This is a genomic window from uncultured Aquimarina sp., from assembly GCF_947496855.1.
Taxonomy (GTDB): Bacteria; Bacteroidota; Bacteroidia; order Flavobacteriales; family Flavobacteriaceae; genus Aquimarina.
The window spans coordinates 569,761-582,989 of the sequence record NZ_CANMED010000005.1; the positions used below are offsets into that span (position 1 = coordinate 569,761).

General features: G+C 33.7%; 11 protein-coding genes. 4 read left to right on the forward strand and 7 right to left on the reverse strand.

The window, feature by feature from the left end; translation table 11 throughout:
* Nucleotides 1-14 precede the first annotated feature (14 nt).
* Both Q0921_RS17380 and Q0921_RS17385 read right to left on the reverse strand, forming a co-directional pair.
* Entirely contained in the window at nucleotides 15-1,514 is a 1,500-nt protein-coding gene (locus Q0921_RS17380) for a GH3 auxin-responsive promoter family protein (RefSeq protein ID WP_299259104.1), read from the reverse strand.
* 9 nt (nucleotides 1,515-1,523) lie between these two features.
* A complete protein-coding gene (locus Q0921_RS17385) occupies nucleotides 1,524-2,393 on the reverse strand; it encodes a M23 family metallopeptidase (protein WP_299244466.1) in 870 nt (289 codons plus the stop codon).
* 287 nt (nucleotides 2,394-2,680) lie between these two features.
* On the opposite strand from Q0921_RS17385, the gene tatA reads away from it, so the two are divergent.
* Both tatA and Q0921_RS17395 read left to right on the forward strand, forming a co-directional pair.
* Entirely contained in the window at nucleotides 2,681-2,872 is a 192-nt protein-coding gene (gene tatA / locus Q0921_RS17390; RefSeq protein WP_299259106.1) for a twin-arginine translocase TatA/TatE family subunit, read from the forward strand.
* Nucleotides 2,873-3,262: 390 nt separating this feature from the next.
* A complete protein-coding gene (locus Q0921_RS17395; protein ID WP_299259107.1) occupies nucleotides 3,263-3,592 on the forward strand; it encodes a hypothetical protein in 330 nt (109 codons plus the stop codon).
* 77 nt (nucleotides 3,593-3,669) lie between these two features.
* On the opposite strand, the gene Q0921_RS17400 is transcribed toward Q0921_RS17395, so the two are convergent.
* The 4 genes from Q0921_RS17400 to pgk form a co-directional block, all read right to left on the reverse strand.
* A complete protein-coding gene (locus tag Q0921_RS17400) occupies nucleotides 3,670-5,796 on the reverse strand; it encodes a Tex family protein (protein ID WP_299259109.1) in 2,127 nt (708 codons plus the stop codon).
* Nucleotides 5,797-5,886: 90 nt separating this feature from the next.
* Nucleotides 5,887-6,870 (reverse strand): DUF4837 family protein, encoded by a 984-nt coding sequence (locus Q0921_RS17405; protein WP_299259111.1) that lies wholly within the window; start codon nucleotides 6,868-6,870, stop codon nucleotides 5,887-5,889.
* 114 nt (nucleotides 6,871-6,984) lie between these two features.
* Nucleotides 6,985-8,619, reverse strand: a complete 1,635-nt coding sequence (locus tag Q0921_RS17410; protein WP_299259113.1) for a lytic transglycosylase domain-containing protein — start codon at nucleotides 8,617-8,619, stop codon at nucleotides 6,985-6,987.
* Between the two features lie 290 nt (nucleotides 8,620-8,909).
* On the reverse strand, nucleotides 8,910-10,097 hold the full coding sequence (gene pgk / locus Q0921_RS17415; protein ID WP_299259115.1) for a phosphoglycerate kinase: 1,188 nt from the start codon (nucleotides 10,095-10,097) through the stop codon (nucleotides 8,910-8,912).
* 490 nt (nucleotides 10,098-10,587) lie between these two features.
* On the opposite strand from pgk, the gene Q0921_RS17420 reads away from it, so the two are divergent.
* Both Q0921_RS17420 and Q0921_RS17425 read left to right on the forward strand, forming a co-directional pair.
* Complete coding sequence (locus tag Q0921_RS17420; RefSeq protein ID WP_299259117.1) at nucleotides 10,588-11,742, forward strand: DNA polymerase III subunit delta'; 1,155 nt, start codon at nucleotides 10,588-10,590, stop codon at nucleotides 11,740-11,742.
* A gap of 57 nt (nucleotides 11,743-11,799) precedes the next feature.
* Entirely contained in the window at nucleotides 11,800-12,198 is a 399-nt protein-coding gene (locus Q0921_RS17425) for a DoxX family protein (protein WP_299259119.1), read from the forward strand.
* A gap of 51 nt (nucleotides 12,199-12,249) precedes the next feature.
* On the opposite strand, the gene Q0921_RS17430 is transcribed toward Q0921_RS17425, so the two are convergent.
* A complete protein-coding gene (locus Q0921_RS17430) occupies nucleotides 12,250-13,227 on the reverse strand; it encodes a type IX secretion system membrane protein PorP/SprF (protein WP_299259121.1) in 978 nt (325 codons plus the stop codon).
* Nucleotides 13,228-13,229: the final 2 nt, after the last annotated feature.

A 13,229-nucleotide genomic window follows, 5' to 3' on the forward strand; every position in this document is an offset into this window, starting at 1 on the left:
AACAAATATATAACTTATTTAACTATGCTGATTGTTAAGGAATCGGCAATTTTTCTATCATTAGATAGCCTTGGTAGTTTATTTTGCCCTCCTAATTTTCCTATAGATTTCATATAAGTGTTAAAACCATCTTTAGGAACTGTTCTAACTTTGAGCGTTGTCAGCAAATTTCCTACTATCAAATCATCATAATATGTGTTTTGTTTTCGTAAAGAATTATCAATATGTATAGCAAATTCTTTTATATCTGCTGAATTTTCCTGAAACTCTACAAACCATTCGTGATAGGGTAACTCGGAATCATCAGGATTAATTTGAGGTGCTACCGTAAATTCTTTGATCATTATTCCTGTTGCCTCAGCCGCTTCCTGTATAGCTTGTTCTACTTCCTTACCAATTACGTGTTCTCCAAATGCAGAGATAAAATGCTTAATTCTACCAGAAACTACCAATCTATATGGTGACGTACTTGTAAACATCACTGTATCGCCAATATTGTATGACCACAATCCAGCGTTAGAAGAAATAAGCATGACATAATTAACCCCAATCTCAACCTCTTTAATTGTTAATCTCCTAGGGTTTCCTTCAAAAAATTCGTCTGCTTTTACAAATTCATAAAACATTCCAGAATCCAATTGCAAAAGCATTCCCTTTTCATTTTGTTTATCCTGAAAAGCAAAAAACCCTTCAGAGGCAGGATATAATTCTATACTGGCAACTTTTCTTCCTATTAAGTTTTCGAAAGTAGCTTTATAAGGTTCATAGTTCACACCGCCATAGATAAACAATTCGAAATTCTTAAAAAGCTCTCCAATCGGTTTTCCTGTTTTCTGTTTAAGTTTTTCAAAATACATTTGTACCCATGGTGGGATTCCGCTGATAATTGTCATGTTTTCATCTACGGTCTCTTCGACTATGGCATCTACTTTTGTTTCCCAATCATCAATACAATTCGTTTCCCAGCTTGGTAATCTATTTTTTTGCAGATATTTTGGCACGTAATGCGCTACAATCCCCGAAAGCCTTCCTAGATTTATTCCATTCTTTTCTACAAGTTCCGGGCTTCCTTGAAGAAATATCATTTTGCCATCTACAAAAGCCGCTTTTCCACTTTCTGCAACATAACACAAAATTGCATTTCGCGCGGCCTGAATATGTGTTGGCATAGAATCTGAAGTTAGTGGAATATATTTTACTCCACTCGTAGTACCGGATGTTTTAGCAAAATAAACCGGTTTTCCGGGCCATAATACATCACTTTCTCCTTTTACAACGCGATCTACATACGGACGTAGCTCTTCATAATCACGAATAGGTACTTTTTTAACAAAATCCTCATGTGTTTTTATAGTATGGAAATCATGGTCTTTACCAAAAGCTGTATTTCTAGCATTCAGTATTAATTTGTTAAAAACCTTTTCTTGAGTTTTTATAGGGTTATTCGCCCACTGGTTTATCTTTTTACGGATATGCTTTGCAAAAATCTTTGCCCCGAATGATTTAATAGACATTATATGTTATTATTCAAAATCAATAAATTTTGATGGATCTGTAGGATATCCATCTCTCCACAATTCAAAATGTAAATGCGGCCCCGTCGAAAGTTCTCCTGTCGATCCAGCTGTCGCAATTACTTCTCCAGCCTTCACTAACTCTCCTTGTTGTTTTGTCAACGAGGCGTTATGTTTGTATACTGTCAGTAAACTATTTCCGTGTTCTAATATGATCACATGGCCCGTTTCTGATGTCCATTCTGCAAAAATTACCGTTCCGGCAGCAGCAGCTTTGATTGGAGTATCTTTAGGTACTGCAACATCAATTGCATAATGCTTTTCATTAACGTTATACTTAGATGTAATGCTACCTTTTACTGGTGGAAATAACGAAAAATCAGTACTTGATTTTTCACTTTCGAACAAACTGTATTTATCTTCTCTAGAAACTTCTTCTCTAAGTTTCATGTCCTGTTCTGATGGATTTAGATCTACTTCTTCTGGATTTAATTTTTGTGATTGTAAAGCAGAGTCAATATCAAACTCTACCGTCTTAACATCTCCTATCAAGACTTTCTTGATCGATTTATAATACTCCTGATTAACGGTTAAAACAGTTTCCAAAGAATCCGCAGTAGAAACTAATCTAGTTGCTTTTTGATTCAGAGATGTTGAAGAATATCCTGGAATGTATTCCCTTAATGGTGTAAAGGCAATTAGAATAGTTGTACAAGAAACTAAAACGATGGAAGTAATCATAACTAACACAAAAACATTAAGCCTTGTTAGTTTAAATGATATTCGTTCCTCGAAGGTATCTTCGTTAAGAATTACCAATCGATACTTGTTTAGTAGTTTTTTGGTAATTCTTTTTTGTTCTTTTTTCTTTTTAGCCATAGATTAATCAACTATCAGGGCAATTGTGTTTGTTACGCAAATATACATATTCTGTTTAGGGATAAAAATGCTAAATTCCACAATAATACCATTTACACTTTGAATTTACTGTAATAAATACTCTTTTTCTTTTACAGTAAATTCAAAGTGTAAATGGTTTAAAACGTTATTTAAGCGTGAATAGTCTTATTTATAGGTGTGAATATTATCACAAAAGGAGTTTTTAGCACTTCAAAAATGTCTTTTTTACCTAAATCTTGTTAACTTTGTATTCTAATTTTAAGATCATGATGTCATTAAGTATATTTTTAGGAATGTTAGGGCCTTGGCAAATCGCATTGATTGTCGCTGTGGTTTTGCTTTTATTCGGAGGTAAAAAAATTCCGGAATTGATGAGAGGTTTAGGAAGTGGAATCAAAGAGTTTAAAGACGCATCTAAGGAAGAGGAAGATCCTAATAAGATAGAAGAGAAAAAATAACCTATAGTTAAATAGTAGTAAAAATGCCCAGCTTGTATAAGCTGGGCATTTTTTATTGAATAAATCGTTGACTACTCAAAAGAACCCATATTAAAGTAATCAAAAAACCACAGTTGTTAACGATTTGTGAAAACACAAACTACTATTTAGGAATGCCTCGTATATTACTCATTTACAGAGAATAAATAAAGAATTGTTTCCGAAAAAAATCAATAAAACCTTTATTTTGACATATTAAACGTTTTATTTTTACGGTAAAACCATAAAATTTGTGTATTTCATCGAAATAAAAAATCACTTCATCTAAAAGTTATTCATATGTTTTATTACACCATTATTTCGTGTTAATTTTGAATCAAATAAGTAAGTAACTTCATAAAGCCCCAAACTATGAAAACTATATTTTTTACCATCGTAATTTTATTTTCTTTCTCAAGTATTAGTGCACAAGAGATTACTAATGAGAATACAACTACTGTTAAGGCATCAAAAGCAGATTTTTATAATGCTCTTATAAAGGCAAATAACTTTGATATTACGATCAAGGAGAACAAAAAAGAAGTTACTAATACTACTAAAAAGGATTTTTATAACCTTTTATTAGAAAAAAACAGTTTCAAAACTGATACTAAAAAAACAACAAGATTAACAAATCTTGTAAACAAAGAAGAAAATACAAAAATCACTCAAAAAAATGCTACTGCAAGTTTACTACCTTAATTAGCTGGGGCATAAAAAATATAGTAAATACTCCTTTTAGATAAAAAGGAGTATTTTTTTGGCTTTATTTAAAAACTTTAATCTACCAAAGAAAGCTGAATTCTCTTCCTCGGTAAATCTATACTCGTTACAGTAACCATCAGGTGCTGGTTTAACTGAACTACGGCATTTACATCACTAATATACTCATTCGCTAATTTTGAGATATGTATCAATCCACTTTCTTTAATACCAATATCTACAAAACATCCAAAATTAGTTATGTTATTTACTATTCCTGGTAATTTCATTCCGGCTTTTAGATCATTAATTGTTTTTACATTGGGATCGAATTCAAAAACAGTTGCTTTCTTTCTTGGATCGACACCTGGCTTTTCTAATTCCTTTACGATATCTGTTAACGTAGGTAATCCCACCTCCTCAGAAATATAATCTTGCAATTTAATTTTAGTGATTACCGTCTTATTTCCTATTAGTTCTTTTAAAGAAACTCCCGCATCTTTTGCCATCCTAGAGACTAACTTATATCGTTCTGGATGTACCGTTGAGTTATCTAATGGGTTTTCTGGTTCTGTAATTCTTAAAAAAGCCGCAGCTTGCTCATATGCTTTTCCTCCAAGTCTAGGCACTTTTTTTAATTGCTCTCTGGATGCTAATGCTCCATTTTCTGATCGGTAGCTTACTATATTTTCTGCTAGCTTATCTCCTATCCCAGATACATAACTTAATAAAGGTGCGCTAGCGGTATTTACATTGATTCCTACACTATTTACGCAACTCATCACCACTGTATCCAGTTCGTTTTTTAGTTTGGTTTGATCTACATCATGTTGATATTGGCCAACTCCAATTGCTTTAGGGTCTATTTTTACTAATTCTGCCAAAGGATCAGCCAATCGTCTACCAATAGATACCGCTCCACGAACTGTTACATCATAATTAGGAAATTCTGCTCTTGCAATTTTAGACGCAGAATATACGGATGCACCACTTTCATTAACCATAAATACTTGAATAGGGCCTTCGAACTGAATTTTTTTAATAAACGCTTCGGTTTCCCTTGCTGCAGTTCCGTTACCTATGGCAATGGCTTCGATTTTATATGCATTTACTAAGGATTTGATTTTTTTTATCCCATTCATAATTTCACGTTGTGGTGGATGCGGATATATATTTTCATTATGTAATAAATCACCTTGTTTATCCAAGCAAACCAATTTACAACCAGATTTAAAACCAGGATCTAATGCCAGAACACGTTTCTGCCCTAAAGGAGAAGCTAATAGCAATTGCTTTAAGTTTTGAGCAAAAACCGTGATTGCATTATCATCTGCTTTTTCCTTAGCCTGATTTAATACTTCTGTTGAAATTGCAGGGGTTAACAATCTTTTATACGTGTCAGCAATTGCTAAAAACATTTGATCCGTACATGCTTCGATATTTGATTTAATCATGATATCATCAATAATGTCTAATGCATCATTTTCTGGAACAGTAATTTTTACTCTTACTATCTTTTCGTTTTCAGCTCTAAGAATAGCCAATAATCTATGTGACGGGCATTTTTGTAGTGGTTCTTCCCATTCAAAATATTGCTGATACTTCTGTGCCTCTTCTTGGTCTTTTTTTGTTTTCACTACTGCAGAAGATATAACCGCTTTGCGTTGATATAATCTACGAAGTCTATTTCTTACCTTTTCATCTTCGTTAATCCATTCTGCAATAATATCTCTTGCCCCTTGTAAAGCTAACTCTTCATTGAGAATTATATCGTTTAGATATTTAGAGGCTACAAATAGAATTTCTTCTTCACGTTGCTGCATTATTATCTTAGCCAGAGGTTCTAACCCTTGTTCTTTTGCAACGGAGGCCTTAGTCTTACGCTTTTTCTTATAAGGTAGATATAGATCTTCTACTTCAGATAAGGTCTGTGCCACTTCTATACGTTTACGTAGTTCTGGTGTTAATAGTTCTTGCTCTTTGATATTTACGAGAACACTTTCCTTCCTTTTTTGCAAGGCTTCAAAAGCAGTTTTATACTTTACAATATCACCAATCTCTACCTCATCGAGATTACCTGTCATTTCTTTACGATATCTAGAAATAAATGGGATCGTGGCCCCATCATCCAGTAATTCGATGGTTTTAGTGATTTGCTTTTCCGAAACAGGAACCTGTTTCGCAATAAAAGAAACAATATTCATTGGTTACATTTTTTGAACCGCTAAATATATTATAAACCTTGTCTAATATCAAAACTTATCGACATTCACTTTACAATTTTAAAACTAAGGTTAATCGAATTTAATGGTTTTAATAATTGCTTCTAACTCGAAGATATAATTTCTTTTTCTTACCGATGGTGCCAGCACAAAACCTTCTATTACAAACTGCCTGTTGTTAGATACATCATCAATCACATAATTCACAAAAGGGCCTGCCATATATCTGTCTTTAATTTCCCAAGTCCCTTTGGTTTCCAGTGTAAATTTGTCATCTAAAGAAGTTTCATACAAATATGGTGCATACGCTTCTTCAGTAATAAACTTTCCGGAATTGGTAGGAATTTTTAATTGACCTATGGAGTCTCTCACTTTAATGATCTTGGCAATGGTATTAGAGTCTTTTGGTATTGATCCTAAAGGAAGTTCATAAATCATAAGGTTCATGTCTCCGTTCTTGATGTCCTTACGCAACCAAAAGAACTTATCTTCTTCTTTAGCAATTCGATATGCAGAAGGTATTTTTAGGGTGATTCCCATCTTCTCTTGTAACTGAGGAATATATTCTACTGATTTTTTTATCCGATACTGTTTTTCTTTGGTTTCTACATTCTTGTATTTATCAATCATCCCTAAAGACCTTTCCTGAATCAAACGGATAATTTCATCGTCACTAGTGCCAGTAATCACATACCCCAACTGAGGCGTAGCATATTTGTTTTTTGCTACATAAACTTTGGATTCCTCTCCTTTTTCTATTTTAAGAAACATTCTCCTTCTTCTGGCAATACCTGTAAAACCTTCTGTAGGTAATTGTCTCATAGAAAAAAGTGGTTCTTCTTGTGGTAAACCAGGAACTTCTGCTCCAAAATATTTGCGTATAGTATCACCTAAACTACCTGTCCATAACTCATTATCTATTACCACAGATAATTCGTTTATTTTTCCAACGGATTGCGCTAAGGAACCGTTTATTTTTTCTGAAGTTTCTTTTTTAGTTTCTGTACAGCTTACTATACATAATACACTGATGATGGCAAGAGCTAGTTTTTTCATAATACAAATATACTTGGGATGCGCTAATATCAAAAATAATAATATCCATATAACAGATATAATACTGCTTTTGACATCATAAACCGTTCCAATTATATTTTTTACTTAAAAAATCTATGACTTCGATACCTTCAATTTCATACCAGGTTTTATTCCGGTGCCACTGATATTATTCCAACTTCTAAGGTTTTCGATAGATACTCCTTTAAACTTTTGCGAAATGCTCCATAAAGTGTCTCCAGATTTTACAGTATACACTTCAGAATTTGCTAGATTAGTACTTACTACGGCTTTTTTAACAGATGTCTTCTTTTTTGGTCTATTTACGACAGGTCGGCGCGGGTATATAGTTAATCGTTGTCCGATTCTAAGATTATTACTTCGTAATCCATTCCATCTTTTTATTTGGCTCACACGCACTCCATATCTTCTGGCTATTTTGCCTAAAAAATCTCCACTACGAACTCGATAACGGATCTTATCGTTGGCTTCTTGGAATTTAGGAAGTGGTTTTTCTCGCTTATTAAATTCTTCTTGAGCAAGTGTATATATCTGGTTCTCGTTAGAGACGAACTTACCTATCTGATCTAATGGTAAACGTAGCACATAGTTTTCATCCTTTATAAACGGAATAATATCTAGTTTATAAGAAGGATTTAAGAACTGCAACTCTTCCATATTGATATCCATAACTTCGGAAACCTGATCCAACGTGATCATCTGTTTTACTTTTATGGTATCTGTTTCGAAATATGCAAATTCTGGTCGTCTAGGCTTAAATCCGTGTTCTTCTGCATATTCAAAAATATACATAGTTGCCAAAAATGCGGGTAGATATCCCGCAGTCTCTCTTGGCAAGTTATGACGGATGTTCCAGTAATTCTTATATCCACCACTACGGCGAATTGCTTTAGTCACATTTCCCGGTCCGGAATTATAAGATGCTAATGCTAAATCCCAATCACCAAATACCCGATAGAGACTCGCCAAGTATTTACAGGCCGCTTGGGTTGCCATAATTGGATCCATCCGTTCATCTACATAGGAGCTTACTTCTAACCCAAACATTTTTCCGGTTCCAAACATAAACTGCCATAAACCCGTTGCGCCAACTCTAGATTTTGCTCTAGGTTTTAATGCAGACTCTACAATTGCCAAATACTTTATTTCTAAAGGAATATTCTGATTATCCAATTCTTGTTCGAATAATGGAAAATAGAATTCGCTTAAAGCCATTAGTCTTTCTAAATGCTCGTGACGATTCTTAAGATAATTTTTAATTACACTTTCTAATGAGGGATTATACTCAACGTTAAATGGAGTTCGTGCATTGAGTTCTATCAATCTAGCTTTTAATGTATCTGTGGGGAGGTCTACATACTCTACTGGCTCATAATCTAATTCTGTAACCGATTTGTAGATCGTATCAAATAAACTAGAATTGTATAGTTCTTGTTTCCAAATGGAATCTAATTGTGCAATTTTTGGATGGTCCTTTGCAAAATATATTACACTGTCTTTAGCACTGGTTTTTGTAAACGTAGTAGTTTTCAGTTCACCTATTGAACTAATAATTTTGGTCGTATCAATTACCTGAACAGTATCTTCTTTTAGTGTAAGCTCTTTATCAAGAGCTAATATCCTGGAAGCTTTCGTTTTTGTGTTTACGGATGATGGGATGGTATCCTGAGCCTGAAGTGTACCAAGGCAAAAAAGAAAACTAAGATATAACCAACAATTTTTAATCATTTCGGATATTGTTTACAATTATTCAAACTAACGGATATTATGCGGTGATTAGTGTGATGTTTCAACAAGTTATCAACAACACCACTGCGAAAATCGCATTTTTTTTCTAAAATCCAAAAGATCAATAGGTTAAAAACCTAAAAAAATCAGTCTAAATGACTGATTTTTAATAACTTTTAGGTTTATTAAGACTTTTCTTACAGAAATTTATGTCTTTTGTTAATTAGTAATTAATCTAAAGAAATTAATTTATAGAATTAGACCTCGCTAATTGGCGAGATAATTACAACCTAATTTAGGATTGCGGCGATACCAGGAAGTGTTTTTCCCTCTAGACTTTCTAACATCGCTCCACCTCCAGTAGAAACATAACTTACTTTATCACCAAAACCAAACTGTTTTACCGCTGCAACAGAATCACCACCGCCTACTAGAGAAAATGCTCCTTTTTCTGTTGCTTCTGCAATAGAGTGTCCTAGTGTTATTGTTCCATTTGCAAAGTTTTCCATCTCGAATACTCCCAACGGACCATTCCAAAGTATTGTTTTAGAATTTAATATTACTTGGTGAAAATTCTTTAATGTTTCTGGTCCGGCATCTAATCCTTGCCATCCATCTGGAATTGCATCTACACTCATTGCCTTAGTATTCGCATTATTATCGAAAGCATCGGCGCCAATTACATCAACTGGTAAATGTATTTGTACTCCCTTTTCTTTTGCTTTTTTCAAGATTTCTAACGCTAACTGCTGTTTATCATCTTCACAGATAGAATCACCTATTTTTCCTCCTTGTGCTTTGATAAATGTATATGTCATTCCGCCTCCTATAATAAGGTGATCCACTTTATCTAAAATGTTTTCTATTATTGTTATTTTAGAAGAAACCTTAGATCCTCCTAAAACTGCCGTAATTGGTTTTTCTCCGCTCTTAAGTACTTTGTTGATACTTTCTATTTCTTTTGCTAATAAACTTCCGAAGCATTTGTTTTCTGGAAAAAATTGCGCGACGATTGTAGTTGATGCATGCGCTCTGTGTGCAGTACCAAAAGCATCGTTTATATAAATATCTCCTAATTTTGATAATTGCTCAGCAAAACCGGTATCTCCCGCAGTTTCTTCTTTATGAAACCTTAGATTTTCTAGTAATAAGACTTCACCTGGGTTCAATTCTGCTACTGCTTCTTCTGCTTCTTGACCCACACAATTGTTTACAAATTTTACTTGTACACCTATTACTTGTGATACCTCATTAACTATGTGATTTAATGAAAATTCATCCTGAACTCCTTTCGGACGACCTAAATGAGACATTAAAACAGCACTTCCGCCATCTTCGAGTACTTTAATAATTGTTGGTTTAGCAGCTTCAATTCTAGTATTATCAGTTACCTTAAGATTTTCATCTAGAGGAACATTAAAATCTACTCGAATTAATGCTTTTTTATTTTCAAAGTTGAAATCATTGATTGTCTTCATCGGATTGGATTGATTTTTCGCAAACGAAAATAATTCTATTTCCTTAAAAACATTGAAAACTAATAGAAAAAGTGGGCTATTTTTTCTATAAACTTTCACTTTTATCGATTTTTAGCAAAAAGATGCTTTTCAATGAAAAAATCTCATTTTATTTATCTCGACTTATATTTAAACTGGTGTGCAGATATTGTATGCTATTATATTAGTTATTACACAGGTTTTTCTTTTTGTGCGAAGGATTGCAGTGACAAGCCCAAAGCCTCATATGCTGAATCGGAGAAGTGCGAGAAATTATAACACTTTGACTTCGCTCAAGAGAAACTACAAGCCTGATCCTTGTGGTCTCGTTTAAATCTTTATATTGGGAAATTTGTCTCAAACTTCTTGATTAATTTTTATATCTATCACTGTTGTTTCTAACATAAGTGAGAAATGATAAAAGGTTGGTTGAATTAATTTTTTTAAACTTTATATAAATTATATTTGCTTTATGCTTTTTTCAGAAATATTAGGCCTTACACATATTAAAAGCTACCTAACTACGAGTGTAGAACGAGGTCGTATTCCACATGCGCAACTTTTTGTTGGTCCTAACGGCAGCGGTACTTTACCAATGGCAATCGCTTATGCTCAATATATTTTATGTCAAAATAAGGATGGCGAAAACACTGGAGGTACTCAGTCTTGTAATCTAAAATTTGATCATCTAGCACATCCTGATTTACATTTTGCATATCCTGTTGCCACCAATGATAAGGTAAAAAAACATCCTACGGCAAATCACTTTGCAGAAGAATGGAGAACATTTATAAAAGAAAATCCTTACGGAAGTATTTTTGATTGGTATCTTTTGCTCGGAATCGAAAAAAAACAAGGTCAAATTGGTGTTGACGAAGCATTAGAGGTAGTAAAAAAACTGTCCTTAAAAAGTTACGAGGGTGGTCATAAAGTGATGTTAATATGGATGGCGAATAAAATGAATATCGCCGCTTCTAATAAACTTCTCAAGTTAATCGAAGAACCACCGGAAAAGACAGTTTTTATTCTGATTGCTGAAGATGAAGAACAATTAATACAAACCATAAGATCCAGATGTCAGGTTTTACATTTCCCGCCTTTAGGTGAACAAGTGATCAAAGATGCCATAAAGGAATCCGAAAATATTTCTGATACGGAAGCTCTTAAGATTGCACATCAAGCCAATGGTGATTATAGTAAGGCCTTGCACTTATTGCATCACGATGGTGGTGATGATCAGTTTGAGGATTGGTTTATACAATGGGTACGAACTGCTTTTAGAGCAAAGGGTAATAAGTCTGCTGTGAATGATTTAATTAATTGGAGTGAGTCCATAGCAGGTTCCGGAAGAGAAACACAAAAGAAATTTCTAAATTATTGCTTAGATTTTTTCAGACAAGCACTGTTATTAAATTATGGAGCTGATGATCTTGTGTTTTTAGAACCTCAAACCAATGGTTTTAAACTTCAGAACTTTGCTCCTTTTATTCATGGAGCTAATATTATGGATATCAGTAATGAGCTTCAGGATGCTATTTATCATATCGAACGTAATGGTAATGCAAAAATTATTCTAACTGATTTATCCATTAAATTAACCCGACTACTTCATAAAAAAGCTCTCTAAGGCTTAGTTTAATATTTTTTATTACGACTTTTAGCCTGTAAAAACTAAACTATTGCTATGGCTAATTTTATGACTCACATTGTCTCTATTACGATCTTACTATTCTTACTTATTACTTTTTTGCAATCAGGTATTGATAAAATTATGGACTGGAAAGGAAATTTAAGTTGGTTAAAAGAGCACTTCTCTGCTACCTTTATGGCTGAGATGGTTCCTTTACTTCTTAGTATTGTTTTGATCTTAGAAATCATCACTGCTATATTGTGCATCTTAGGAATTTATCAATTAATAGCCGATGGTGGAATACGTTATGCTTCAGAAGCTATGTTTTCTGGTTGTTTTACCTTGATAATGCTTCTTTTTGGGCAACGAGTTGCTAAGGATTATCAAGGAGCCTTAACCATAACTTGTTACTTTATCGTGGCTGTTTTTGGATTATATGTGGTAAATTCTTAAAAAAGGTTTAACAAACAAAAGAGCACTAAAATAGTGCTCTTTTGTTCGTTTCTAATATGTACATCCACATTTACTTTGCCTACACCCAAAGTCTATTCCAAGGGTAATCATATGGGATCCCGCGGCATTAGTAGCGTCGAATACTTCATTTATATTAACCTGATATCCGTAGGCTACATAAAAGTTAGCTTTCTTTATACCGATCATAGGTGATACTGATAGCGGTTTAAAATCTTGATCTACCAAGGACCTAAGACTAATACCTGCCCAATAGTAATCTCCTTTATGAAGCTTTCGTACTTTTAAGTTTAAATCTGCTGTACTTCTACCATCACCAGCAAAGTTCTGATATAGCATTGATGGCTCTATCTCAATATCACTAAATCGATCATAAAAAGTATATCCTGAATACACAAAATAATTCTGTATCGATGAAGGCTCCGTCGGAAAAAAGTCATCAATTTCCTTACGTAATAAATTTACAGCATTAGCACTTAAGAAAAATCTTCCCAAACGATATAATACACCAATATCAAAATTAGAGTTATTTACTGATACGTTCTCCAAGGATTCACTAGGTGGTAAGTTTGGGTCTCCATCATTAAACTGCGAAGTATCAATACCAAACTGTGTAAACTTATAACTAATACCAAAAGATAAATACTGATTGGTGTACTCATTTAACGTTAAATGGTGTGCAAAGGATAATTGAACACCTTTCTGTGATGTAGCTCCATTTTTATCATTAAACAAGATTGCACCTACTCCTGAACGATCAGAAATACGTCCATCTATAGATATCGATTGAGTCCCTGGAGCATCTGCGATATCTACCCATTGTTCAAAACCGGAAGCACGGACTTGCCAACAATCTCCCACACCTGCATAGGCACTGGAAATTAAATATGGGTTATCTGCGATATACTGGTTCTGAACCGGTGCAAAAAACTCCTGAGCATAACTTCTATTGCCTACTATAGTTATTAATAAAACTATAGCTATTATCATATGTCTTGTGTACGTTCTCATAC